At 63.2% G+C, this 24874-nt stretch carries 21 protein-coding genes and 2 tRNA genes; 6 read left to right on the top strand and 17 right to left on the bottom strand.

The genetic code is table 11. The annotated features are described in order from the left end of the window. The first annotated feature begins 131 nt into the window (after window positions 1-131). From panB to DOM41_RS05405, 5 genes are all read left to right on the top strand, one after another. Window positions 132-923: a 3-methyl-2-oxobutanoate hydroxymethyltransferase gene (panB, locus tag DOM41_RS05425; protein ID WP_110685815.1), complete on the top strand. Its 792-nt coding sequence runs from the start codon at window positions 132-134 to the stop codon at window positions 921-923. Window positions 924-949: 26 nt separating this feature from the next. Beyond that, a complete protein-coding gene (gene panC, locus DOM41_RS05420; protein WP_110685814.1) occupies window positions 950-1813 on the top strand; it encodes a pantoate--beta-alanine ligase in 864 nt (287 codons plus the stop codon). Beyond that, on the top strand, window positions 1806-2330 hold the full coding sequence (locus DOM41_RS05415; RefSeq protein ID WP_157956842.1) for a GNAT family N-acetyltransferase: 525 nt from the start codon (window positions 1806-1808) through the stop codon (window positions 2328-2330). The genes panC and DOM41_RS05415 overlap by 8 nt, the downstream gene beginning before the upstream one ends. A 9-nt stretch (window positions 2331-2339) precedes the next feature. Continuing rightward, on the top strand, window positions 2340-3296 hold the full coding sequence (coaA, locus tag DOM41_RS05410; protein ID WP_110685812.1) for a type I pantothenate kinase: 957 nt from the start codon (window positions 2340-2342) through the stop codon (window positions 3294-3296). Between the two features lie 136 nt (window positions 3297-3432). Then, a complete protein-coding gene (locus DOM41_RS05405) occupies window positions 3433-4461 on the top strand; it encodes an acyltransferase family protein (protein WP_110685811.1) in 1029 nt (342 codons plus the stop codon). Window positions 4462-4672: 211 nt separating this feature from the next. Here DOM41_RS05405 and pnp read toward each other — a convergent pair whose 3' ends face one another. The 15 genes from pnp to rlmE all read right to left on the bottom strand — a co-directional run bounded on the left by pnp (window position 4673) and on the right by rlmE (window position 20411). Continuing rightward, window positions 4673-6802, bottom strand: a complete 2130-nt coding sequence (gene pnp / locus DOM41_RS05400) for a polyribonucleotide nucleotidyltransferase (protein ID WP_110685810.1) — start codon at window positions 6800-6802, stop codon at window positions 4673-4675. 204 nt (window positions 6803-7006) lie between these two features. Next, on the bottom strand, window positions 7007-7276 hold the full coding sequence (rpsO, locus tag DOM41_RS05395; RefSeq protein ID WP_110685809.1) for a 30S ribosomal protein S15: 270 nt from the start codon (window positions 7274-7276) through the stop codon (window positions 7007-7009). A gap of 112 nt (window positions 7277-7388) precedes the next feature. Further along, the gene (gene truB, locus DOM41_RS05390) at window positions 7389-8306 is read right to left on the bottom strand and encodes a tRNA pseudouridine(55) synthase TruB (RefSeq protein WP_110685808.1); all 918 of its coding nucleotides are present in this window, start codon (window positions 8304-8306) and stop codon (window positions 7389-7391) included. Further along, entirely contained in the window at window positions 8306-8743 is a 438-nt protein-coding gene (gene rbfA, locus DOM41_RS05385; protein ID WP_110685807.1) for a 30S ribosome-binding factor RbfA, read from the bottom strand. The genes truB and rbfA overlap by 1 nt, the downstream gene beginning before the upstream one ends. Before the next feature lie 142 nt (window positions 8744-8885). Then, entirely contained in the window at window positions 8886-11408 is a 2523-nt protein-coding gene (gene infB, locus DOM41_RS05380; protein ID WP_110685806.1) for a translation initiation factor IF-2, read from the bottom strand. Window positions 11409-11435: 27 nt separating this feature from the next. After that, window positions 11436-12929 carry a transcription termination factor NusA gene (nusA, locus tag DOM41_RS05375; protein ID WP_110685805.1) on the bottom strand — a complete coding sequence of 498 codons (1494 nt, stop codon included), beginning with the start codon at window positions 12927-12929 and terminating at the stop codon, window positions 11436-11438. Between the two features lie 90 nt (window positions 12930-13019). Further along, window positions 13020-13481, bottom strand: a complete 462-nt coding sequence (gene rimP / locus DOM41_RS05370) for a ribosome maturation factor RimP (protein WP_110685804.1) — start codon at window positions 13479-13481, stop codon at window positions 13020-13022. A gap of 159 nt (window positions 13482-13640) precedes the next feature. Beyond that, window positions 13641-13717, bottom strand: a tRNA-Met gene (locus DOM41_RS05365). Window positions 13718-13860: 143 nt separating this feature from the next. Continuing rightward, window positions 13861-13947, bottom strand: a tRNA-Leu gene (locus tag DOM41_RS05360). A 105-nt stretch (window positions 13948-14052) separates the two neighbouring features. Continuing rightward, entirely contained in the window at window positions 14053-14433 is a 381-nt protein-coding gene (gene secG, locus DOM41_RS05355) for a preprotein translocase subunit SecG (RefSeq protein WP_110685803.1), read from the bottom strand. A 4-nt stretch (window positions 14434-14437) separates the two neighbouring features. Further along, window positions 14438-15187 (bottom strand): triose-phosphate isomerase, encoded by a 750-nt coding sequence (gene tpiA, locus DOM41_RS05350; RefSeq protein ID WP_110685802.1) that lies wholly within the window; start codon window positions 15185-15187, stop codon window positions 14438-14440. Window positions 15188-15253: 66 nt separating this feature from the next. After that, window positions 15254-16639, bottom strand: a complete 1386-nt coding sequence (gene glmM, locus DOM41_RS05345) for a phosphoglucosamine mutase (protein ID WP_110685801.1) — start codon at window positions 16637-16639, stop codon at window positions 15254-15256. Further along, entirely contained in the window at window positions 16632-17498 is an 867-nt protein-coding gene (gene folP / locus DOM41_RS05340) for a dihydropteroate synthase (RefSeq protein WP_425353269.1), read from the bottom strand. The genes glmM and folP overlap by 8 nt, the downstream gene beginning before the upstream one ends. Window positions 17499-17649: 151 nt before the next feature. Next, complete coding sequence (gene ftsH / locus DOM41_RS05335) at window positions 17650-19614, bottom strand: ATP-dependent zinc metalloprotease FtsH (protein ID WP_110685800.1); 1965 nt, start codon at window positions 19612-19614, stop codon at window positions 17650-17652. Window positions 19615-19751: 137 nt separating this feature from the next. Further along, a complete protein-coding gene (gene rlmE / locus DOM41_RS05330; RefSeq protein ID WP_110685799.1) occupies window positions 19752-20411 on the bottom strand; it encodes a 23S rRNA (uridine(2552)-2'-O)-methyltransferase RlmE in 660 nt (219 codons plus the stop codon). 267 nt (window positions 20412-20678) lie between these two features. On the opposite strand from rlmE, the gene DOM41_RS05325 reads away from it, so the two are divergent. Then, the gene (locus tag DOM41_RS05325) at window positions 20679-21005 is read left to right on the top strand and encodes a YhbY family RNA-binding protein (RefSeq protein ID WP_110685798.1); all 327 of its coding nucleotides are present in this window, start codon (window positions 20679-20681) and stop codon (window positions 21003-21005) included. Between the two features lie 84 nt (window positions 21006-21089). On the opposite strand, the gene greA is transcribed toward DOM41_RS05325, so the two are convergent. Both greA and carB read right to left on the bottom strand, forming a co-directional pair. Then, entirely contained in the window at window positions 21090-21566 is a 477-nt protein-coding gene (greA, locus tag DOM41_RS05320) for a transcription elongation factor GreA (RefSeq protein ID WP_110685797.1), read from the bottom strand. Continuing rightward, the gene (gene carB, locus DOM41_RS05315) at window positions 21559-24792 is read right to left on the bottom strand and encodes a carbamoyl-phosphate synthase large subunit (RefSeq protein WP_110685796.1); all 3234 of its coding nucleotides are present in this window, start codon (window positions 24790-24792) and stop codon (window positions 21559-21561) included. Before carB ends, greA begins: the two co-directional genes overlap by 8 nt. Between the last annotated feature and the right edge of the window lie 82 nt (window positions 24793-24874).

The following is a 24874-nucleotide window of genomic DNA, read 5'->3' as shown; positions in this document are numbered from 1 at the left end:
CGCCACGCACTACCGCGAATGTCGTGTTGCGCGAGGGTGGCAACCCACTACACTCCGCTCTGACCCGACATCCGGTCCGTTTCGCGCCCCTGCCCGCGAGCGCACCGGAGACGCCAACCGAGAGAGAGCCCATGAAGCGTGTGACGCTCACGACACTGCGCGATGCCAAAGGCCGCGGTGAACCCTTTAGCTGCCTGACCGCCTACGACGCGACGCTGGCGCGTGCCGCCGACGAGGCAGGTATCGACGTGCTGCTGGTCGGCGACTCTCTCGGCATGGTGCTTCAGGGCCATACGAGCACCCTGCCGGTCACCCTCGAAGACATTGCCTATCACACCCGTTGCGTATCGCGTGGCCGCAGCCGCAGTCTGCTGATGGTCGATCTTCCCTTCATGAGCAACGCCGATACCGGTCAGCTGCTTCGTGACGCCGCCGTGCTGATGCGTGCCGGCGCCGAGCTGATCAAGATCGAAGGCGATGCCTGGATGGCGGACGGCATTCGCGAGCTCGACCGTCGTGGCGTACCGGTTTGCGCCCATCTTGGCCTCGCACCGCAAAGCGTGAACCGTCTGGGCGGCTTCAAGGTCCAGGGCAAGGACGACGCCGACGCAAGACGGATCGTCGAAGACGCCCAGCTTCTGGTCGAGGCGGGCGCCGCGGCGATCCTGCTCGAGTGCGTGCCCCGCGGCCTCGGCCAGGCCGTTAGCGAGGCGGTCGACGTACCCGTGATCGGTATCGGCGCGGGTCCCGACGTCGACGGGCAGATTCTGGTGATGCATGACGTGCTCGGGCTCAACAGCGGCTACTCGCCGCGCTTCGTGAAAAACTTCCTGCTAGGGCACGACAGCATCAAGGCGGCTTTCGACCGTTACGACCAGGCGGTGAAGGCACGCCACTTCCCCGCTGACGAGCACTGCTTCTAACCCTTGCGCCCCGAGGAGATCGCTCGATGCAGACCGTGCACGACATCGCCACACTCCGCGATGCGCTGTCCCCCCACCGGCGTGCCGGCGCGCGTATCGCCCTGGTACCCACCATGGGCAACCTCCACGAAGGCCATCTTCGCCTGGTGGACGAGGCTCGCGCCCAGGCCGACGTCGTCGTCGCCACGCTGTTCGTCAACCCGCTACAGTTCGCCCCCGGCGAAGACCTGGACAGCTATCCGCGCACCCTCAAGGACGATCAGGGCGCACTGTCGGCACGCCACTGCGATCTGCTGTTCGTGCCGAGTGTGGAGACGCTCTATCCCGGCGGGCTCGAGAACCTGAGCCAGGTTCACGTACCGATAGTGTCCGAAGGGCTCTGTGGCGGCGCCCGACGCGGCCACTTCGACGGTGTCGCCACCGTCGTATCGCTGCTGTTTCATCTTGTCCAGCCGGACATCGCCTGCTTCGGCGAGAAGGACTACCAGCAGCTCGCGGTGATTCGCAAACTGGTGGCCGACCTCCACTTTCCGATCCAGATCGTCGGCGTGCCAACCGTCCGCGCGACGGACGGCCTGGCGCTCTCCTCCCGCAACGGCTATCTGACCCCGGCCGAACGAGCGCGAGCGGTCGCGTTTCCTCGCGCGCTCGCGCGGGCAGCCACGGCCATTACTGCCGGCCAGCCCACGCGCGACGCGCTGGATGCAGCCCGCGCCGATCTGGTTCAGGCGGGGCTCACGCTCGACTATCTCGAGCTTCGCGCGCCGGATCTCAGCGCTCTCGAACCGGCAACGTCGTCACACGCCCGTCTACTGGCTGCCGTTTACCTGGGAGCGACTCGCCTGATCGACAATGTCGACGTCGCGCTACCCGGCGCCGACCATGGCTGAGCTCGAGTGGCGGGCGGCGCTGCCGCCGGATCTTGCGACGGTCTCGGGATGGGTGGAATCAGCGACGGCACTGGAACGCTGGGCCGGTCCCGGTGTCGACTGGCCACTCGAGGCCGATCGACTATGGCAAGCGATCGGTGCTGGCACGCTGCTCTCCTACTGTCTCAAACGGGAGGGAGCCCCTCTCGCCTTCGGTCAGCTCTCGCCGCGAGCGCCACACCACTATCACCTGGCCCGACTGATCGTTGCGCCTACCGAGCGGGGCCAAGGTCTCGGTCGACGTCTCTGCGAAGGGCTCATCAATGAGGGGCGACAGCGTGGCGCCATGCGGTTCACGCTCAACGTCTTCACCGATAACGCACCGGCCGTCGCGCTCTACCGACAGCTCGGCTTTCGTCGTGCCGGGGAATGCGACGCCCGCGGCGTAGTGCCCATGCGGCTCACGCTATTTGCCGAGCCGTCCGACAATCCGGACAATGATGCCCGGGCCGACTCCCTGCCCGATTCCCACGGCTAGAGACACGTCATGAATCAATTGCGGCCGGACCCCTTCTCGCCCTACCAGTTCTACACCGTCGAGCAGTGGTCACGTTTTCGCGCCGACACGCCGCTGACACTCGCGTCAGAAGAGGTTCAGCGGCTGCGATCGCTCAACGACCCTATCGATCTCGACGAGGTCACGCGGATCTACCTGTCGCTGTCACGCCTGCTCTCCTCCTACGTCGAGGCGAGCCAGCAGCTCTACGCGCAGCGCAAACGCTTTCTCGACATCGATGATACGCAGAAGACGCCGTTCATCATCGGGATTGCCGGCTCAGTAGCCGTGGGAAAATCGACCACCTCGCGCATCCTGCAGGAGCTGCTTGCCCGCTGGCCCTCGAGCCCGAAGGTCGATCTCGTCACCACCGATGGCTTTCTCTATGCCAACGCCGTGCTCAAGGAAAAAGGCCTGATGACGCGCAAGGGCTTTCCCGAGAGCTACGACATCGGGGCCCTGCTGCGCTTTCTTTCCTGGATCAAGGCGGGCGTTCGCAACGTCCAGGCACCGCTCTACTCGCATTTGACCTACGATGTTCGCGACAACGAATTTCAGACGGTCGACCGTCCCGACATCCTGATCGTCGAGGGCATCAATGTCCTTCAGGTTCGCGACCTGCCGGAAGACGGCAAGATGGTGCCCTTCGTCTCCGATTTCTTCGACTTCTCGCTCTACATCGACGCCGATGAGGACCACATTCACCACTGGTATCTCGAGCGCTTTCGTCTGCTGCGCGAAACGGCCTTCCAGGACCCCGCGTCGTTCTTCCACCGCTACGCCCAGATCGAAGAGCGCGAAGCGGTAGGCATTGCAGAAGGTCTCTGGCGGGATATCAACCGTCGCAACCTGCGCGAGAACATTCTGCCGACCCGCCCCAGGGCCGATCTGATTCTGCGCAAAGGGGCTGATCACTTGGTCGAGCAGGTCGCGCTGCGCAAGGTCTAGCCAGACGCACCCTGGCGGCACCGCGCTTGTGAAGCCCCTGCGGTTTTCGCGTAACGTTCTGTCATAGCGGCGAACTTTCTCTTCGATAACCCTTCTGAGTCACTGTCTTTGGTTGGCTCGGCAAGGGTTCTTCGCAATGCTCATCTCCGTGCAGGCGCTCCGCGCTCTGGCTGCCTGGGTGGTCGTTTTCCACCACTTCATGCAGGTTTTTTTCAGCTTCGAGGCCAGTAACTGGGTCGAGGCGCTCTTCTCCACCCGCGGCCAAGTGGGTGTGGATATCTTTTTCGTGATCAGCGGCTTCGTGATCACGGTCTCGACCCAGGGCAAGCGACTCTCCTCGCCGCGCTTTCTGATCCACCGGTTCATCCGCGTCGCCCCCGCCTACTGGCTCTACACGGCGATCACCGCGCTGGTCATCGTTTTTGCCAGTGATGTCATGCCGGAGTACGCCTTCAGCGTCACGGGACTGCTGAAGTCACTGCTGTTCATCCCGGCGGAGAACCCGGCCGGCTACGGCTACTACCCCATTCTGCCGGTAGGCTGGACACTCAATTTCGAGATGCTCTTCTATCTAGTATTCGCGCTGTCGCTGACGCTCGGTCGACGCTACCGTCTATGGGCGGTGGTACTCTCGATCATCGCGATCAATACGCTGTTCGCGCACCAGCCGTTTCTCAGCAGTTTCTACACCGACCCGATCATTTTCGAGTTTCTGCTCGGCGTCGGCCTCGGCGTGATCCACGCGCGCCGGGGTCTGCCCGAGGGTCGATTCTGGCCACCGCTGGCGATCGCCGCGAGTCTGGGAACCATCCTGCTCTTCAACGACCCCCCCGGCGCCCTGCGGTTTGTGGGCTGGGGCCTGCCGAGTGCGCTACTGGTGATCGCGGTCATCGGGCTCGAGTCGCGCATCGGCGGCCACCGGTTCTTCAAGGCGGTGGGCGACTGGTCCTACTCGACCTATCTGATCCATATCCTGGTGCTGTGGCCGGGCCACTATCTGCTGACCCAGCGCTTCGGACTCAACCCCTACCCGGCGCTGGCGCTCTGCGTACCGCTGATCGCCCTGCTCTCCTGGCTGAGCTACGAGCTGGTGGAGAAACGCCTCTCGCGTGGACTCAAGCGCTGGCTACCGGAACGACAGCCACGCCCGGCACTGGCTCACTAGCGCTGGCAACGGCGTGGCGTATCGATCCAGGCCAGCCGCTGGCCGAGCCACGGTGAGACCGCCGCCGACGGCGCATAAAAAAACGCCCGACCGGCGGCTGCCGATCGGGCGTTCATTCAGCGATATCAGGTCGGGGTATCGACCGGACACGGCCAGTCAGCGGTGAGGGCGATCGGCGGGCGCTGCCCGCCAACCGCACTCACCAGCCGGCTCACTCGCTCGTTTCGAGAGAGGCTTCGAAAGCCGCTTTCTCTTCCGGCGTGATCTCCTTGATAGAGAGCTTCACACGGTTGCGGTTGTCGATATCGAGCACTTTGACCGTCACTTCCTGGCCTTCGCTCAGGTAGTCCTTCACGTCGTTGACACGCTCGGGAACGATCTGGGAGATATGGACCAGCCCGTCGGTACCCGGCATGAAGTTGACGAAGGCGCCGAAGTCGGCGAGTCGAACGACCTTGCCGCGGTAGAGCTTGCCGATCTCCGCTTCAGCGGTGATCGCCAGCACGGTGTCGATGGCACGCTTGGCGGCGGCGCGGTCTTCGGCGTAGATGCGCACGGTACCGTCGTCGTCGATATCGATGGAGGCACCGGTATCTTCACAGATCTGGCGAATGGTGGCGCCACCCTTGCCGATCACGTCGCGGATCTTGTCCGAGTTGATCTTGATCGTCTGCATGGCCGGCGCGTGCTCGGAGACTTCCGTACGGCTCTGGTTGATGACGGCGTTCATCTTGTCGAGGATCTGGAGGCGAGCGTCGTGAGCCTGCTGCAGCGCAGTCTCCATGATCTCCTCGTTGATGCCCTCGATCTTGATGTCCATCTGCAGCGCGGTCACGCCGGCAGCGGAACCGGCCACCTTGAAGTCCATGTCGCCGAGGTGATCCTCGTCACCCAGGATATCGGTCAGCACGGCGAAACCGTCGTCGTCCTTCACCAGACCCATGGCGATCCCGGCCACCGGCGCCTTGATCGGCACGCCGGCGTCCATCAATGCCAGCGACGTGCCGCAGACGGAGGCCATGGAGCTCGAGCCATTGGACTCGGTGATCTCGGACACCACGCGGATGGTGTACGGGAAGTCGTCCTCGTTCGGCAGCATCGCCTGCACGCCGCGACGCGCCAGTCGGCCGTGGCCGATTTCACGACGCTTGGGCCCGCCCATGAAGCCGGCTTCGCCAACGCTGTACGGGGGGAAGTTGTAGTGCAGCAGGAAGCGATCCTTGGTCTCGCCTTCGAGCGACTCGATCAGCTGCGCATCGCGGAGCGTGCCCAGCGTCGCCGCGACCACGGCCTGCGTCTCGCCACGGGTGAAGAGCGCGGAGCCGTGGGTGCGCGGCAGCACGCCGACGCTGACGTCGAGCGGACGCACGGTCTTGTGATCGCGGCCATCGATACGCGGCTCGCCGGCGACGACGCGGCTGCGCACGGTCTTCTTCTCGAGGCTGGCGAGCGCCCCGGAGACTTCATCCTTGCTGAAGCGCGGGCTCTCGCCGCTGGCAAGTTCCTCGAGCGCCTGCGCGCGGATCTGGGACAGCGCATCCTGACGCGCCATCTTGTCGGTGATCCGGTAGGCCTCACCCACGGCGGTTCCGTAGCTGGACGCCATCGCGGCTTTGAGCTCGGCATTTTCTGCTGCCGGCTGCCAGTCCCAGCGCGGCTTGCCCGCTTCGCTGGTAAACGCCTTGATCGCCTCGACGACGACCTGCATCTCCTGGTGGGCGTAAAGCACGGCGCCGAGCATTTCGTCTTCGCTCAGTTCCTTGGCTTCGGACTCGACCATCAGCACGGCCTTGTCGGTACCGGCAACGACCATGTTGAGCTCGGAAGTCGGTAGCTCGTCCACCTTGGGATTGAGGAAGTAGCCCTGCGACTCGTTGAAGCCGACACGCGCAGCGCCGATCGGCCCGTTGAACGGCAGCCCGGAGATCGACAGCGCGGCCGAAGTCCCGATCATCGCCGCGATGTCCGGATCCTGGTTACGGTCGGTGGAGAGCACGGTACAGATGACCTGGACTTCGTTCATGAAGCCCTTGGGAAAGAGCGGACGAATCGGGCGGTCAATCAGCCGCGAGGTGAGGGTCTCTTTCTCGGTGGGGCGGCCTTCGCGCTTGAAGAAGCCACCGGGGATCTTGCCGACCGCGTAGGTCTTCTCTTGATAGTGCACGGAGAGCGGGAAGAAGTCCTGGCCGGGCTTGAGGTCCTTGCGGCCGACCACGGTGCAGAGCACCACGGTGTCTTCCATGGTGACCAGCACGGCACCGCTGGCCTGACGGGCGATGCGCCCCGTCTCGATAGTGACGGTACTGGAACCGTACTGGAACGTTTTCTGAACCGGATTCACAGGCTTTCCTTTACTTGTCGAATTCGTTGGGATCTTTAGTCGTGGCGACCATTCTAGGCGTTAGCGTCAGCAACGGCTAGCGATGCGCCGGTGGCGTCGCTGCACCCAATGACAGGCGCCAAATGACAGGCATAAAAAAAACAAGCAGCCCGCAAGGGGCTGCTTGTTTCTCGGCACACGGCGTCGATCGAATCGACGCGTGGCTCAGCGGCGAAGACCGAGACGCTGGATCAGCGACTGGTAACGCTCGAAGTTCTTGGCCTTCAGGTAGTCCAGCAGTTTACGACGCTGGTTAACCATGCGGATCAGGCCACGACGGGAGTGGTGATCCTGCTTGTGGCCCTTGAAGTGGCTCTGCAGGCCGTCGATGTTGGCGGACAGCAGTGCAACCTGGACTTCCGGGGAACCGGTGTCGTTTTCGCCCTGGCCGTACTCTTTGACGATTTCGGCTTTCTTTTCGGCAGTCAGTGCCATGAAACACTCTCCTAAGCAATATGCTTGAGTGATGAATGTCGGAGACCACGCATATTTGCAGTCTCTCGCGTCATGGATCGGGCAAGCCCGACCCTGGGGGTCGACGTCGCGCTCAGCGCGTCGCCGTGTCGATCAGCCGTTTGGGAGCGATCTCCCCTGGCTGGGTCGACTCGACGAGTCCCAGAAAGGACTCGTCGCAGTAAAGTCTTGCCGCGGCGCCCGGCGCGAGCGAGGTTTCGTCGACCTCGGCTCGTTGGCCCAACAGCAGCCGTCTGGCGATATCGTCATCGACCTCAATCGCCGGCAGATGCTTCAGCAGGACGTCGACCGGCATCAGCTGCGCCAGTCGTTCCTCCTCGCTCATCGACTCGAGTGACTCGAAAGAGAGTCGCTGCTGGCTATCGAACGGGCCGGTTTCCAGCCGCTCGAGCGCCGTGATGTGCGCACCGACGCCCAGCGATCGGCCGATGTCCTCGGCCAGCGTGCGGATGTAGGTGCCCTTGCTGCAGCGCACCTCGAGCCAGAAGCCCTCCGCCGCCCAGTCGAACGGGCGCATATCATATATCGTCACGCGCCGCGACGCACGCTCGATCGTCTTGCCTTCGCGGGCGAGCTCGTAGAGCTTGCGCCCCTCGTGCTTCAGCGCCGAATACATCGGCGGCACCTGATCGATCTCACCGCAAAAGGAGGCGATCGCGGCTTCGATGCTGGCCCGGTCGAGGCTCGCGGGTAGCGCATGACGCTCGATGATCTCGCCGTCGGCGTCGCCGGTATCGGTCGTCTCGCCCAGCTTGACCCGTGTGCGATAGACCTTGTCGGCCTCCAGCAGGTGCGCCGAGAACTTGGTCGCCTCTCCCAGGCAGATCGGCAGCAGACCGGTCGCCATGGGATCGAGCGTACCGGTGTGGCCCGCCTTGCGCGCCTGCAATAGGCGCCGGACTCGCTGCAGGGCGTGATTGCTGGAGACCCCTTGGGCCTTGTCCAGCAGCAGCACACCATCGATGGCGAGCCCTTTGCGACGACGCGCCATCAGCGGCTCTCCTCGTCTCCTTTCGGCGAGGCGCCGGTGGTCTCGTCGCCGGACTCGCCGGCGTCGGACGCGTCATCACGATGGTCACTGGCGACGGCTTCGTCGATCAGCGCCGAGAGGTGATGCCCCCGCACGACGCTTTCGTCGTAGTGAAAACGCAGTTCCGGCACGTGACGCAGCTTGATGCGACGCGCGATCTGGCTACGCAGAAAACCCGAGGCGCGCTTGAGTACGCTCAGGTTTTCCTTGATGCGGGCCGGATCGTTCTCGCCCAGCAGGGTCACATAGATATCGGCATAGCCGAGGTCGCGGCTCACCTTCGCCGAGCTGACCGTGATCATCCCCAGGCGCGGATCCTTGATCTCGCGCTGGATCAGGACGGCCAGCTCCTGCTGAAGCTGGTCGGCAACTCGATCGGTCCGTTTGAATTCGCGCATGTCGTATGTCCTGCGGCTTCAGATGCCGCGCTTCGCGGTGCGGCAGTGCCGCGGTGTCGTCCAAACCGACGTCGCCGCCTCCCTGTCACGGGAGACGGCGACGTGGAGCCTCTCGTACGCGAACGTACGAGAGATCAGGGCGTTACAGCGTACGCTCGACCTTGACCTGATCGAAGACCTCGATCTTGTCACCGACCTGAACGTCGTTGTAGTTCTTCACGCCGATACCGCACTCCATGCCGTTACGCACTTCGTTGACGTCGTCCTTGAAGCGGCGCAGCGACTCGAGATCGCCTTCGTAGATGACCACGTTCTCGCGCAACACACGGATCTTCTTGTTGCGGTGAACGGTGCCCTCGACGACCATGCAGCCCGCGATCGCGCCGATCTTCGGTGCCTTGAAGACATCGCGAACTTCCGCGATACCCACGATCTGCTCGCGCCATTCGGGCGCCAGCATACCGCTCATGGCCTGCTTGACCTCGTCGATGAGCTGGTAGATGACGCTGTAGTAGCGCAGATCCAGCCCTTCACGCTCGACGATCTCTCGTGCGGAAGCATCGGCACGCACGTTGAAGCCGACCAGGATCGCCTCACTGGCGAGCGCCAGGTTGGCGTCGGTGCCGGTAATGCCGCCAACGCCCGAGGAGACCACGGCCACCTGGACTTCATCGGTGGAGAGCTCTTCGAGCGCGCCACGAATCGCTTCCAGCGAGCCCTGTACGTCGGACTTGAGGACGATGTTGACCTTGGCGACCTCGTCCTGGCCCATCTGGCTGAACATGTTCTCCAGCTTGGCCTTCTGCTGACGCGCCAGGCGAACTTCACGATATTTGCCCTGACGGAAGTTGGCGATCTCGCGCGCCTTCTTGTCGTCAGTCAGCACCATGAAGTCTTCACCGGCTTCCGGCGTGCCGTCGAGACCCTGGATCTCCACGGGCATGGACGGACCGGCGCCTTCGACCTGCTTGCCGAGCTCGTTGGTCAACGCACGGACGCGGCCGTAGTGAAGACCGGCCAGCACGATGTCACCGCGCTTGAGCGTACCGTTCTGGACCAGCACCGTGGCGACGGGGCCACGACCCTTGTCGAGACGCGATTCGACGACCACGCCCTTGCCCGGGGCTTCCGGCACGGCCTTGAGCTCAAGGACTTCGGACACCAGCAGCACGGACTCGAGCAGCTGATCGATACCGTCACCGGTTTTCGCCGATACGGGTACGAACTGCGTGTCGCCGCCCCACTCTTCGGAAATCACACCGTGCTGGGAGAGCTCATTGCGGATGCGGTCGAGATCGGCGCCGTCCTTGTCGATCTTGTTGATCGCGACGACCAGCTGGACCCCAGCCGCCTTGGCGTGCTCGACGGCCTCGATGGTCTGCGGCATGACGCCGTCATCGGCGGCCACGACCAGGATGACCACGTCGGTCGCCTGGGCACCGCGGGCACGCATGGCGGTGAACGCCGCGTGACCCGGCGTGTCGAGGAACGTGACGCCGCCATGCTCGCCTTCGACGTGATAGGCGCCGATGTGCTGCGTGATGCCGCCGGCTTCGCCCGTCGCCACTTTGGTGCGGCGGATGAAGTCGAGCAGCGAGGTCTTGCCGTGGTCAACGTGACCCATGACAGTGACGACCGGCGACCGCAGAATCTCGTTGCCTTCGTAGGAGATGTTCTGGAGCACTTCAGTCTCGAGCGCATCTTCCTTGACCAGCTTGGGCTTGTGCCCCATCTCCTCGACAACGATCGCGGCAGTATCCTGATCGATGGTCTGGTTGATGGTGACCGCTGCGCCCATGTTGAACATGGCCTTGATCACTTCGTTGGCCTTCACCGACATCTTGTCGGCAAGCTCGGCCACGCTGATCGACTCCGGCAGTGCGACTTCGCGAACGATCGGCTGCGTCGGCTTCTGGAAACCGTGCTGGTTGTCGCTGCGACCGCCGCGACGGGTGCCACGACGCTCCGCGCGCTTGACCTTCTTGCCACCGCGACGACGCTCGTTGCGGTCGTCCTCGTCACGCCGTCCGCGACGATCCTGATCGCGCTCCTTGTCCTTCTTGGGATGGGCGCGGCGATTCTCGGTGCGGGGCTCTTTCGGCGGCGCTTCGACGAAGGGCTGGCTGTTGGAGTTCGGCTCGCTGTCCTCGACCTGCGGCTCCTGGGGCACGTTCTCCCCGGGGGCGCTGGGCTGAGGCGCGGGTGCAGCAGCCTTGTCGGAGACCGCCTGACCGGCACTCTCTTTGGCCTGGGCACTTTCGATCGCTGCGGCAGCCGCCTGCTCTTCCGCCTGCTGCTGCGCCTGGTCGGCCATATCGCCGACCAGCTGACGCGGACCGCTCTCTTCCGCCGCCGGCTCTTCGCTGGGCTCGGCGTCACGCTTGACGTAGGTACGCTTCTTGCGCACCTGCACCTCAATCGTCTTGCCGCGCTCGCCGGAGCGAATCTTGCTGCGGGTGTTGCGGGTGAGGGTAACGCGGTTCCGCGGCCCCTTGTCCCCACCATGACTCTTGGTCAGGTGGTCGAGCAGGCGCTGCTTATCCTCTTCGGAGACAGCGTCGCCCTCTTTCTGATGCGGCAGACCCGCATCCTTCATCTGTTCGAGCAGGCGGGACACATCGCGCCCCACCTTCCCTGCAAACTCTTTTACGGTCATGTCTGACATTACGACCCTCCTGAACCCGTGACCACGTTACTCTTCGCTCTGAAACCAAGGCGCACGGGCAGTCATGATCAGTGCCGCTGCGCGCTCCTCGTCCACGTCGTCGATATCCTTCAAATCCTCGATGGACTGTTCTGCGAGGTCCTCCATGGTGACGATGCCACGACTGGCGAGAACAAAAGCCAGGTGGCGTTCCATGCCGTCCATCGCGAGAAGGTCTTCGGCGGGCTGAGCGCCATCAAGCGCCTCTTCCGAGGCAATGGCCAGGTTGAGTAACTCATCCTTGGCCCTCGCTCGCAGTTCCTCGACCAGATCTTCATCGAAATCTTCGATCTCCAGCATCTCTTCGACCGGCACGTAGGCCAGCTCTTCGATCGTCGTAAACCCTTCCTCGACCAGGATGCGGGCGACTTCGTCTTCGATCTCGAGATGATTGATGAAATATTCGATCAGGCTGTCGACTTCCTGCTCGCGTTTACCCTCGGCCTCGTCTTCGGTCATGACGTTAAGCGTCCAACCGGTCAACTCGCTAGCGAGTCGCACGTTCTGGCCGCTACGACCGATGGCTTGGGCAAGGTTATCCTCACCGACAGCGACGTCCATCGAATGGGCGTCTTCGTCAACGAGGATGGAGGCGACTTCCGCCGGCGCCATGGCGTTGATCACCAACTGGGCGGGGTTGTCGTCCCACAAAATGATGTCCACGCGCTCGTTACGCAGCTCGTTGGACACCGCCTGCACGCGCGAACCGCGCATGCCGACACAGGCACCGACCGGGTCGATGCGCTTGTCGTTGGTCTTGACTGCGATCTTGGCGCGTGCGCCAGGATCGCGGGCTGCGCCCTTGATCTCGATCAGTTCTTCGGCGATCTCAGGCACTTCAATCTTGAAAAGCTCGACCAGCATGCCCGGCTTCGTGCGGGACAGAATCAGCTGGGAGCCTTTCGCTTCGGCGTCGACCTTCCACAGCAGTGCGCGCACCCGCTCGTTCATGCGGTAGCGCTCACCGGGGATCATCTCGCCTCGCGGCAGGAAGCCCTCGGCATTCTCGCCGAGGTCGATGATCAACCCGTCGCGAGTCGTCTTCTTGACGATACCGGCGACCAGCTCGCCCTCGCGCTCGGTGTACTGTTTGACGATCTGGGCCCGCTCGGCTTCGCGCACTTTCTGCACAATGACCTGTTTGGCGGTCTGGGCGGCGATGCGGCCAAAAGCGACCGATTCGATCTGCTCTTCGACCGCCTCTCCCAATCCCAGCGGGGGATCACGCTGCTCGGCTTCGGAAAGCGGAATCTCGCGATCTTCGCTGACGTACTCTTCGTCCTGGACCACGACCCAGCGGCGGAACGTATCGTACTCGCCGCTGCGACGATCGATCTCGACGCGAACGCTGACGTCTTCGCCTTCGAAGCGCTTGCGCGAGGCACTGGCGAGTGCAGCCTCGACGGCCTCGAAGATGACGTCACGCGGTACGCTCTTCTCGTGAGAGATGGCGTCAACGACCAGCAGTATCTCTTTGCTCATGCCTATGCCTCGCCCAAAAACCGGTTCTTTGAAACGCCCTATCCGTCGATTCGGCGTTTTTCATTATGATCGAATGGCGGATGTTCGAAGTCAGTCTTCGAACTGCGGTATGACGCGCGCCTGGTCGATGCTTTCGATAGGAAAGCAGTACTCCTCGGACTCGATGCGAATCAGCACCTCGTCGCCGTCGACGCCCGCCAGTTGTCCTTGAAACTTGCGTCGCCCATCGAAGGCACTACGCAGTTTGAGCTGGACCATATGGCCACGAAACCGGGAGAAGTGATCGAGGGTATAGAGTGGGCGATCGAGCCCCGGAGAGGAGACCTCCAGGTAATAATTGCTCGAGATCGGATCTTCGACGTCCAGCACGCTGCTTACCTGCCGGCTGACACCGGCACAGTCGTCGACCGTAATGCCGTTGGGGCTGTCGATGTAGATCATCAACTTGGAGTGCTTGCCCTGAGCCAGATAGTCGAGCCCCCATAGCTCGAAACCCATGGCGGTAACCACGGGTTCGATGATCGCATACAGCGCGGCGTCCTTGGTGACCACAAACGACTCCTACAGCAGTTGCATCAGGCACCTGACCGGGAGTTGAAAGACATGCAAGGTGCTAGGTGGCTGACTGGCGTTGGCGTCAGCAGGCGATGCAGAAAATAACAAAGCCGCCAACAAAAAGCCCCTTCTAAAGAAGGGGCCTTTCAAAAAACTTGGTAGCGGGGGCCGGATTTGAACCGACGACCTTCGGGTTATGAGCCCGACGAGCTACCAGACTGCTCCACCCCGCAACATCAGGTTGGCGATTATAGAAACGGCCCCGGAGCGGGTCAAGAAATGCCGAATCTTCGCCACGCTTTCCGAATCATTTTTCACATCGGTCAGCGTCTTTCAATTCGTTGGCGTTGGAGGTCAGACCTCGAAAGCTCAACGTTGGTGCCGAAGGCGGGACTTGAACCCGCACGACCGTAAGGTCACTACCCCCTCAAGATAGCGTGTCTACCAATTCCACCACTTCGGCACAGGGGGTGATGCAACGCTTGGCGTATACATCGACTCGTCGTTTACCTAGCGTCTTGTCCGAATTGGAAAGCCATTCGGGTCGACGACGAGTTTTCCTTTCGACTCAAGGATTTGAAGTTGACTGCCCTTCCTCTTCCTCGAGTGCTGGCGCAGCATTATTCATGCTTTGTTCGCCGTCGTCAAGCGTTGGCGCACCATTATGTTGCTGCTCGATGACCTGAGCGTCCGGAATCCCGCTCTGCGGCGCGCTGCCGGCGTGCGAGGCGAAATACGCCAGCGCCAGCGAGGTCACGAAAAACAGCGCGGCGAGACCGCCCGTCACCTTGGCGAGGAAGTTGCCACCGCCGCTGGAACCGAACACGCTCTGCGAGGAACCGCCACCGAATGCCGCACCGGCTTCGGCGCCCTTGCCCTGCTGAAGCAGTATCAGTACCACCACGGCAATGGCGAGTACGACATGGACCATCAAGACTGCTATCTGCATGACATTAACCTGCTGACTGACAAATCGCTTTGAAATCGTCGACCTTGAGTGAAGCTCCTCCGATCAGGCCGCCGTCGATATCTTCCTGCGCGAGCAGCTCACTGGCATTGCTCGCGTTCATGCTGCCGCCATAGAGCAGGCGTAGCTCATCGGCCAGTTCACGGTCGAACTGCGCCTGATAGCGACGGATCGATGCCATCACCGCCTGCGCCTGGTCCGGCGTCGCCGTCCGTCCGGTCCCGATCGCCCAGACCGGCTCGTAGGCGATGGCCACCCTCCGCCGCTGCTCCGGCTCCAGGCGGGCCATGACATGGCCAACCTGACGCAGCACCACGGCCTCGGTCTGGCCACCGTCGCGCTCCTCGAGCGTTTCACCCACGCAGAGAATCGGCTTGATACCGACACTCAATGCCGCGAGCGCACGATCGTAGACCTGCTCGTCGCCTTCCTGATAGAGCTGTCGCCGCTCCGAGTGACCGACCAGAACATATTCGACGCCAAACTCCCGCAGCATCTGACCGCTCACCTCACCGGTTCTGGCACCCGAGTGCAGCGGATTGAGCGTCTGCGCCCCGATCTCGATGCAGGTCCCCGAGAAGGCCCGCCTGGCTGCCTCGAGATAGGGGAAGGGGGGATGAATCAGAATCTCGGCGCTAGACGAGAAGCCGTCCTCAGCGAACGCCTGACCGAAAGCCTCGATCAGTTCTGCCGAGCCGTTCATCTTCCAGTTACCTGCGATCAGCGGCTTGCGCATGCGACCTCCCTCGGTGGAGCGACATGGTATAAGAGCCTTGACAGCAAGACAACACGCACTGTCGGCTCACGAAATCAACCGTTCGACGCTGTCGGCGATCCGCCCTGCCAGCGCCTGGACGTCGAATTGCGGTCTGCCCTCGACCATGACCCGAATCAGGGGCTCAGTGCCCGAGGCGCGCAGCAGCACCCGTCCGCTCGTGCCGAGCTCACGCTCGACGGCGGCGACGGTCTGCTGAATTCTCCCGTCATCGAGCAGCGCGGCGGCATGGGTGCCAGCGGGCAGACGCACGTTCACCAGCGACTGCGGCGCCTTGTCGAAGCCCTCGAGCAACTGCCTGAGCGGCATCCCTTCGCGGACCATGACGGCCAGCACCTGTAGCGCCGACACCACGCCGTCACCGGTCGTCTGAACGTGGCGACAGACGATGTGCCCCGAGGCTTCACCGCCCAGCAGCCAATCATTGGCCAGTAGTTTCTCGGTCACGTAGCGATCGCCCACCTTCGCCCGCGTGAACGGGATACCGGCTTTTTCGAACGCGGCGGCGAGTCCAAAGTTGCTCATCAGCGTACCGACGACGCCCCCTTGCAACTTGCCGCGCGCGTGAAGGTCGCAGGCGAGAATATAGAGAATTTCGTCCCCGTCGACCGTCGTACCGTCGCGATCCACCAGCAGCACGCGGTCGCCGTCACCGTCGAAGGCAATCCCCAGATCCGCGCCACTTTCGGTGACGGCCGCCTGCAGGCGCTCCGGATGAGTAGAGCCCACATCGCTATTGATGTTGAGTCCGTCCGGCTCGGCGCCGATCACGCTGACATCGGCGCCGAGCTCACGAAAGACGTTGGGGGCAATGTGGTAGGTCGCGCCGTTGGCACAGTCCAGCACGATCTTGAGGCCATGCAGCTCGAGCCGATTGGGCACGGTGGACTTGCAGAACTCGATGTAGCGACCGGCGGCATCGTTGATGCGCACGGCGCGGCCGAGCTGGTTCGGCGGCATCGTCTCCAGCGGCTTGTCGAGCTCGGCCTCAATCTCGCTCTCCACCTCGTCGGCGAGCTTGAGCCCCTCGGCGGAGAAGAACTTGATGCCGTTGTCATGATAGGGATTGTGCGATGCCGAGATCACGATGCCGGCATCGGCACGGAAGGTGCGCGTCAGATAGGCGATCCCCGGGGTCGGCATCGGCCCCAACAGCGAGACGTCGGCCCCGGCTGCCGAGAGACCTGCCTCGAGGGCCGACTCGAACATGTAGCCGGAGATGCGCGTGTCCTTGCCGATCACGACCTTGGGTCGCGGTGCCTGCGACGACTTCTGCCGGGTTTGGTGGCCGGCCAGCTGGCGCGACAACACGCGCCCCATCGCCCAGCCCAGCTTGAGCATGAAATCTGCCGTGATGGGGGCCTGCCCGACCGTACCGCGAATGCCGTCGGTGCCGAAATAACGCCTACTCATGTTCGATCCGCTCCTGAAGCACGGCCCAAGCCATATTGACCGCGTCTACCGTAGGTGCAACGTCATGCACCCGAATGATGTGTCCGCCCCGCTCTACCGCCATCACCGCAAGCGCGAGGCTGCCGGGAAGCCGCTCATCGACGGGGCGGCCGAGGGCCTTGCCGACCATGCTCTTGCGCGACATGCCGACCAGCAGCGGCAGGCCGAGCGCGCCCAGCGCTTCCATGCGATTGAGCAGGCGGAGATTATGCTCGAGCGTCTTGGCGAAACCGAAGCCAGGATCCAGCACCAGGCGCTCGCGCCGGATGCCGACCTGTTCGCAGCGCGCGATCTGCGCCTCGAGGAAATCGGCGACCGCCGTTTCGATCGGCTGATCGTAGTGTGGCGATTGCTGCATGGTCTGCGGCTCGCCAAGCATGTGCATCAAACAGATCGGCAGGTCCGTTGCGGCCGCCGCCTCGAGCGCTCCCGGGCGCGCCAGCGAGCGAACGTCATTGATCATGCCCGCCCCGGCAGCAGCCACCTCGGTCATGATCTCCGGGGCGCTCGTATCCACCGAGACTAGCGCATCGAATTCACGTACCAGCATCTCGACCACCGGCAACACCCGCTCTCGCTCCTGCGCGAGCGTCACGCTCTCGGCCCCCGGCCGAGTGGATTCGCCGCCAACATCGATAATCGTCGCGCCCTCGGCAAGTAGCCGCTCGGCGTGGCGACGGGCACCATCGAGCTCATCGTGACGACCGCCATCGGAGAACGAGTCCGGTGTCACGTTGAGAATTCCCATGACGCAGGGGCGGTCGAATGAGAGCCGGTGCTTGCCGCACTGCAGCGTCCGACCACCGGATAGCGGTTGCATCATTGATCTCGCTCAAAAGGCTTCACTCTAAGTAGCCCCCCGCCTGGGCGCAACCGCAAGGGCCCCCGCGTAGCGTCCTCGCCACGCCCGCACCGACCGCCTAAAACAAAACGGGGCGCCAGTTGGCGCCCCGTTTCACGGTCTCGGTGGGTTACGGCCCGGTCGGACCGCCCAGCGGGTCGGAGGGTCGGCGACCGCCGGTGTCGTCTGGCGCGCCCTCGTCACCAGGCTGCGGCTCCGCGTCTCCGAGCGGGCGACCGGTACCGGAACTCGGCCCCTGATCGTCCCAGTCCTCGGGGGGACGCGGCTTACGCCCTTCCATGATGTCCTTCAGCTGATTGGCATCGATCGTCTCGTATTGCATCAGCGCTTCGGCCATCACATCGAGCTTGCCGCGATTCTCCTCGAGAATCTTGTGCGCCGTGGCGTAGCACTCATCGATGATGCGACGGACTTCCTTATCGAGACGCGAGGAGGTCTCGCCGGAGGTCAGCTTGCCGCCGCCCTGGCCCGGGCCGCCCAGGAACTGGTGCGACTCGTCCTCGTCATACATCAGCGGCCCCATCTCATCGGAGAGGCCCCACTTGGCGACCATGCTGTGGGCCAGCTCGGTGGCGCGCTTGATATCGTTGGACGCACCGGTGGTCACACCGTTCGGCCCCAGCGTCATTTCTTCGGCGATACGGCCACCGAACAGCGAGCAGATCTGACTGATGATGTGCTGCCGAGAGTAGCTGTAGCGATCCTCTTCCGGCAGGAACATCGTCACACCCAGGGCCCGGCCGCGGGGAATGATCGTCACCTTGTAGACCGGATCGTGCTCGGGCACCAGCAGGCCGATGATGGCGTGGCCGGACTCGTGATAGGCCGTGTTGAGCTTCTCCTTCTCGGACATGACCATCGAGCGGCGCTCGGAGCCCATCATGATCTTGTCCTTGGCCAGCTCGAGCTCGTCCATTCCGACGGTCCGGCGATTGCGCCTTGCGGCAAACAGCGCCGCCTCGTTGACCAGATTTGCCAGATCGGCGCCGGAGAAACCGGGCGTTCCGCGAGCGATGACGCTGGACTGAACGCCATCCCCCATCGGCACCTTGCGAAGGTGCACGTTAAGAATGTGCTCTCGACCACGGATATCGGGCAGCGGCACGGTCACCTGCCGATCGAAGCGGCCCGGACGCAGCAGCGCCGGGTCGAGCACGTCGGGACGGTTGGTCGCGGCGATCACGATGATGCCGTCGTTGGCCTCGAAACCATCCATCTCGACCAGCAGCTGGTTGAGCGTCTGCTCGCGCTCGTCGTGACCGCCGCCCATGCCGGAGCCGCGATGGCGACCGACGGCATCGATCTCGTCGATGAAGATGATGCACGGCGCCTGCTTCTTGGCCTGCTCGAACATGTCGCGCACACGAGACGCACCGACACCCACGAACATCTCGACGAAGTCGGAGCCGGAGATCGAGAAGAACGGCACCTTGGCTTCGCCGGCGATCGCCTTGGCAAGGAGAGTCTTACCGGTGCCGGGCGGGCCCACCATCAGGACGCCACGGGGAATCTGACCGCCAAGACGCTGGAACTTGGAGGGATCCTTGAGGAAATCGACAAGCTCGACCACCTCTTCCTTGGCCTCGTCGCAACCAGCGACATCGGCAAAAGTGGACTTGATCTGATCCTGGCTCAGCAGTTTCGCCTTGGACTTGCCGAAGCTCATCGGTCCGCCCTTGCCGCCGCCACCGCCCTGCATCTGGCGCATGAAGAACACGAAAATGGCGAGGATCAGCAGAATCGGGAAGCTGGCGATCAACAGCCGGGTCCAGAGGCTCTGCTGCTCGGGCTTCTGCCCCACGACGGTCACGTCATGCGCCAGCAGATCGTCCATCAGCTTCGGATCTTCCGCTGCCGGACGTATCGTCTGGAACTGAGAGCCATCGTCGCGCACGCCATTGATGGTATAGCCATCAATGGTCACGCTGCGCACCTGGTCGCCCTGAACCTGTTGCACGAACTGCGAATAGTTCATCGCCTGCGGCGAACTATCCACGCTGAAATTGTTGAACACCGTCAGCAGGACTGCCGCGATGACCAACCAGAGAATTAGATTCTTTGCCATGTCGTTCAAGACACCACCCTCGTAGTACGAACCTTGCTGCCAGCGCTTGTCGTGACCTCGACCCTAACCCAGATGAGGGCGGGTAGCCACGCTTGCAAGCTCGAACGTCGCCTGACGCACATTTAAGAGGAAACCCCCTCGCGCGCCTAGCCGTGAAATCCCTGCGCCAGCAGGTAGACTTCCCGCGATCGCGCGCGGGAAGCCTCCGGCTTGCGCGTGACCACCTTGCGAAAGCTCGAGCGCAGATCGCGAAGGTAGTCGTCGAATCCTTCCCCCTGGAACACCTTGGCCAGGAAGTTGCCGCCGGGGGAGAGCGTCTGGCGCGCCAGATCGAGCGCCAGCTCGACCAGATACATCGCCTGGGGCTGGTCGATCGCCGCCATGCCACTCATGTTGGGCGCCATGTCAGACATCACCAGATCCACCGGTCGACCGTCGAGCTCGCTCAGAATGGCGTCGAGCACAGACTCCTCGGTGAAATCCCCCTGAATGAAACTGACGCCTGCCAGCGCATCCATCTCCAGGATATCAGAGGCGATCACTCGCCCCTCGGGGCCGACCTTTTCGGCAGCGATCTGACTCCAGCTACCGGGCGCGGCGCCCAGGTCGATGACCGACAGCCCCGGCTTGAGCAGTTTGTCCCGCTCATCGAGCGCCAACAGTTTGTAGCTCGCCCGTGAGCGGTAGCCATCCTTCCACGACTGCTGCACGTAGCGGTCGTCGAAGTGCTCCTTTAGCCAGCCGGGACTGCTTTTGCTCTGCCGCGAAGCGGCACCAGCTTTATCGGAAGTCGAAGAGCGTGCCACAGCGGTCACCTGATCGCGTTTACGGATAGAAAGGGGATTGGGATGCGGAATGTCGCAGCGAAAGGAAAGTCGGTCGAGCGTGGTCGGTTGCGGCGCGACTGACTCGATCGGGGCATTGCGCCACCTTCCCCGCTGCCGCCGAAACCCGTACCATGTCGCGTTTGAACAGTGCGGTGGTGAGACCGAAAACAGCACCGCTGTAGACACTCACGTATCGACACTGACTCGAGCTATCGATACTTCGCGAACTCCAACGGTCAGACTATCATGAGCTTGTCACCCGCACAAAAGAAAGCCTACCGCAGCATTGGCCACCACCTGCAGCCGATCGTCACCGTCAGCGAGAACGGTCTCAGCGAGGGCGCGCTCCAGGAACTCCAGCGTGCACTGCGCGACCACGAGCTGGTCAAGATCAAGCTGGCCCTCGCCGAACGAGACGACCGCCAGGCGATGATCGAGGAGCTGACGACCGCCACCGGCGCCGAGCTGGTGCAGTCGCTGGGCAAGGTGGCGCTACTCTATCGCCACAACCCGAAGGCCAACCCCAAGCTCTCCAACATCGCGCGCGCCGAGAATCATCACGGCCGACACTGAGACCGAGCCGCCGGCATCGCCCAAGTGATGCAGCCAAAAAAACGCCAGCGACGAATGTCGCTGGCGTTTTTCGTGGCTCGTCGCCTAGAGGTGATCGACGCTCGAGATCTCGTACTCCACGTCCCCACCGGGCGTGCGCACGTTGACCACGTCGCCTTCTGACTTGCCGATCAACGCGCGGGCGATCGGCGAGGTCACGGAGATCTTGCCTTCGCGGATGCTCGCCTCGTCTTCACCCACGATGCGGTAGCTGACCTCCTCGTCGGTCTCCAGGTTGAGCAGCTCGACGGTGACACCGAAGATCACCTTGCCGTTCTTGGGCATCTTGGCGACATCGATCACCTGCGCGTTCGACAGCTTGCCCTCGATCTCCTGAATACGCCCCTCGATGAAGCCCTGCTGCTCTCGCGCGGCGTGATACTCGGCGTTCTCCTTGAGATCGCCATGCTCGCGCGCCTCGGCGATCGCTGCGATGACGCGCGGACGATCCTCGCCCTTGAGCTGATTGAGCTCCTCGCGTAACGCCTGTTCACCATGGACCGTCATCGGGACCTTATTCATTCACTACTCCTGCATGCTGTTCCTGCAGCCGTCGCACCGTGATCTCGCTGCCGTACTCCAACGCCATGCAGACCGCACGGGCCCCCGCCAGAGTTGTGGCATAGGGGACCTTGCGCGCCAACGCGGTGCGTCGGATCACAGAGGAGTCGTTGATCGCCTGACGACCTTCGGTCGTATTGACGATGTAGGCGATCTCGTCGTTCTTGAGCAGATCGACGATATGCGGACGGCCTTCGTAAACCTTGTTGACGACGGCAACGCGCACACCGGCCTCTTCCAGAGCCCTGGCCGTGCCGCGCGTTGCCACTAGTGTAAAGCCCAAGGCTAGCAGAGATTGGGCGACCTCGATAACACCCTGCTTGTCCGGCTCGCGCACGGAGAGAAACGCCTTGCGCTCCCCCGTGAGCCGCGGGATGGCCTCGCCGGCACCGAGCTGCGCCTTGTAGAACGCCTCGGCGAAGGTGGCCCCGCTACCCATCACCTCACCGGTGGACTTCATCTCCGGCGACAGGATCGGGTCGACGCCGGGGAACTTGTTGAACGGGAAGACCGCTTCCTTGACGCTGTAGTAGCCGGGGATGATCTCGCGAGTGAACGCCTGCTGGGCGAGCGACTGGCCCGCCATGCATCGCGCCGCGATCTGCGCCAGCGAGGTGCCGATGCACTTGGAGACGAACGGCACCGTGCGCGAGGCACGCGGGTTGACCTCGATGACGTAGACCTCGCCATCCTGCCAGGCGAGCTGCACGTTCATCAGGCCAACCACGCCGAGCTCGAGCGCCATGCGCTTGACCTGCTCGCGCATCTCTTCCTGCACGTCCGCCGGCAGCGAGTACGGCGGCAGCGAACAGGCGGAGTCACCGGAATGCACCCCGGCCTGCTCGATGTGCTGCATGATGCCGCCGATGACCACCTGCTCGCCGTCGGAGACGGCATCGATGTCGATCTCGATCGCCGCACTCAGGAAGTGGTCGAGCAGCACCGGCGAGTCATTGGAGACCTTGACCGCGTGGGTCATGTAGTTCTCGAGTTCGGAGGCGTCGTAGACGATCTCCATCGCGCGACCGCCCAGCACGTAGCTGGGTCGCACCACCAGCGGGTAGCCGATCTTCTCCGCCTTGGCGAAGGCATCCTCGAAGCTGCGCGCGGTGGCATTGGGCGGCTGCTTGAGACCGAGCTTGTCGATCATCTGCTGAAAACGCTCGCGATCTTCCGCGCGGTCGATGGCATCCGGCGTGGTCCCGATGATCGGAACACCGGCGGCTTCCAGCGCCCGCGCCAGTTTCAGCGGTGTCTGGCCACCGAACTGCACGATCACCCCGACCGGCTTCTCCTTGTCGGCGATCTCGAGCACGTCCTCGAGCGTCACCGGCTCGAAGTAGAGCCGATCCGAGGTGTCGTAGTCGGTGGAAACGGTTTCCGGGTTGCAGTTGACCATGATGGTTTCATAGCCATCCTCGCGCATGGCGAGTGCCGCGTGCACGCAGCAGTAGTCGAACTCGATGCCCTGACCGATGCGGTTGGGGCCGCCCCCCAGGACCATGATCTTCTGCCGATCGGACACCTCGGCTTCGCACTCCTCTTCATAGGTGGAGTACATGTAGGCGGTATCGGAGGCGAACTCGGCCGCGCAGGTGTCGACCCGCTTATAGACGGGGCGGATATCGAACTGCTGACGACGACTGCGCACCTCACTCTCGGCGACGCCCAGCAGGCTCGACAGACGGGCGTCGGAAAAGCCCTTGCGCTTGAGACGGAACATCTCGTCGGCCCCGAAGTCACCCAGCGAGCGTTCGGCGACGGCCTGCTCCAGGCGCACCAGCTCCTCGAGCTGGACCAGGAACCAGCGGTCGATGTTGGTCAGCGCGAACACCTCGTCGACGCTCATGCCACTGCGCATGCCGTCGGCGATGTAGAAGATACGGTCAGCGCCGGCAGCCTGCAGCTCGCCCTTGATCAGCGCCATGTTCTCGGCGTTGAAGTCAGTCACCTTGGGATCGAGGCCATCGGCGCCGATCTCGAGACCGCGCAGCGCCTTCTGCAGCGACTCCTGGAACGTCCGGCCGATCGCCATCACCTCACCCACCGACTTCATCTGCGTGGTGAGGCGGTCATTGGCCTGCGGGAACTTTTCGAAGGTAAAGCGCGGGATCTTGGTAACGACGTAATCGATCGACGGCTCGAAGGAGGCAGGCGTCGCACCGCCGGTAATGTCGTTCTGCAGCTCGTCGAGGGTATAGCCCACCGCCAGCTTGGCGGCGATCTTGGCGATCGGGAAGCCGGTCGCCTTGGAGGCCAGCGCCGAAGAGCGCGACACTCGCGGATTCATCTCGATCACCACCACGCGCCCGGTGATCGGATCGACGCCGAACTGGACGTTGGAACCGCCGGTCTCGACCCCGATCTCGCGCAGCACCGCGAGCGATGCGTTTCGCATGCTCTGGTACTCCTTGTCGGTCAGCGTCTGCGCCGGGGCGACGGTGATGGAGTCGCCGGTGTGTACGCCCATCGGGTCGAAGTTCTCGATGGCGCAGACGATGATGCAGTTGTCGTTCTTGTCACGAACGACCTCCATCTCGTACTCCTTCCACCCCAGCAAGGATTCGTCAATCAGCAGTTCGTGGTTGTTGGAGAGTTCGAAACCGCGGGTGCAGATCTCCTCGAACTCCTCCTTGTTGTAGGCCACGCCACCCCCGGAACCGCCCATGGTGTAGGACGGGCGAATGATCACCGGGAAGCCGAGCTCGGCCTGGATCTCCCAGGCCTCTTCCATCGCGTGGGCGACCTTGGCCTTGGGGCACTCAAGACCGATGTTCTTCATCGCCTTGTCGAAGAGATCGCGATCCTCGGCCTTGTTGATGGCGTCGGCGTTGGCGCCGATCATCTCCACACCGTACTTGTCGAGCACGCCGTGCTTGTCGAGCTCCAGCGCGCAGTTGAGCGCGGTCTGCCCGCCCATCGTCGGCAGGATCGCCGAGGGGCGCTCCTTCTCGATGATCTGCTCGACCGCCTGCCAGGTGATCGGCTCGATGTACGTGGCATCCGCCATCACCGGGTCGGTCATGATGGTCGCCGGGTTGGAGTTCACCAGGATGACGCGGTAGCCCTCTTCGCGCAGCGCCTTGCAGGCCTGGGCCCCGGAGTAGTCGAATTCGCACGCCTGCCCGATGACGATGGGGCCGGCGCCGATGATCAGAATGCTGTCGAGATCCGTACGTTTTGGCATGCGCTAACACTCGTCGAAAAAGGAGAGGGCGGCGCGGCGCGCCGCCCCGAAAAGACTCGATTCAATGGCGTCGGACGGCCAC

The organism is Salinicola aestuarinus (genome assembly GCF_003206645.1).
Taxonomy (GTDB): domain Bacteria; phylum Pseudomonadota; class Gammaproteobacteria; order Pseudomonadales; family Halomonadaceae; genus Salinicola; species Salinicola aestuarinus.
Note: the sequence above shows the minus strand (reverse complement) of the source record. Positions and strands in the feature narration are given on the sequence as shown.

Bases quoted from the DNA above. Each gene is read 5' to 3' on its own strand.
- DOM41_RS05405 (WP_110685811.1), top strand. From the start codon at position 3,433: ATGCTCATCTCCGTGCAGGCGCTCCGCGCTCTGGCTGCCTGGGTGGTC.
- truB (WP_110685808.1), bottom strand. From the start codon at position 8,306: ATGGCGCGTCGTCGCAAAGGGCTCGCCATCGATGGTGTGCTGCTGCTG.
- glmM (WP_110685801.1), bottom strand. From the start codon at position 16,639: ATGAGTAGGCGTTATTTCGGCACCGACGGCATTCGCGGTACGGTCGGG.
- infB (WP_110685806.1), bottom strand. From the start codon at position 11,408: ATGTCAGACATGACCGTAAAAGAGTTTGCAGGGAAGGTGGGGCGCGAT.
- panB (WP_110685815.1), top strand. From the start codon at position 132: ATGAAGCGTGTGACGCTCACGACACTGCGCGATGCCAAAGGCCGCGGT.
- greA (WP_110685797.1), bottom strand. From the start codon at position 21,566: ATGAATAAGGTCCCGATGACGGTCCATGGTGAACAGGCGTTACGCGAG.
- tpiA (WP_110685802.1), bottom strand. From the start codon at position 15,187: ATGCGCAAGCCGCTGATCGCAGGTAACTGGAAGATGAACGGCTCGGCA.
- rpsO (WP_110685809.1), bottom strand. From the start codon at position 7,276: ATGGCACTGACTGCCGAAAAGAAAGCCGAAATCGTCAAAGAGTACGGC.
- DOM41_RS05415 (WP_157956842.1), top strand. From the start codon at position 1,806: ATGGCTGAGCTCGAGTGGCGGGCGGCGCTGCCGCCGGATCTTGCGACG.
- nusA (WP_110685805.1), bottom strand. From the start codon at position 12,929: ATGAGCAAAGAGATACTGCTGGTCGTTGACGCCATCTCTCACGAGAAG.
- DOM41_RS05325 (WP_110685798.1), top strand. From the start codon at position 20,679: ATGAGCTTGTCACCCGCACAAAAGAAAGCCTACCGCAGCATTGGCCAC.
- coaA (WP_110685812.1), top strand. From the start codon at position 2,340: ATGAATCAATTGCGGCCGGACCCCTTCTCGCCCTACCAGTTCTACACC.
- folP (WP_425353269.1), bottom strand. From the start codon at position 17,498: ATGCAACCGCTATCCGGTGGTCGGACGCTGCAGTGCGGCAAGCACCGG.
- panC (WP_110685814.1), top strand. From the start codon at position 950: ATGCAGACCGTGCACGACATCGCCACACTCCGCGATGCGCTGTCCCCC.
- carB (WP_110685796.1), bottom strand. From the start codon at position 24,792: ATGCCAAAACGTACGGATCTCGACAGCATTCTGATCATCGGCGCCGGC.
- rbfA (WP_110685807.1), bottom strand. From the start codon at position 8,743: ATGCGCGAATTCAAACGGACCGATCGAGTTGCCGACCAGCTTCAGCAG.
- secG (WP_110685803.1), bottom strand. From the start codon at position 14,433: ATGCAGATAGCAGTCTTGATGGTCCATGTCGTACTCGCCATTGCCGTG.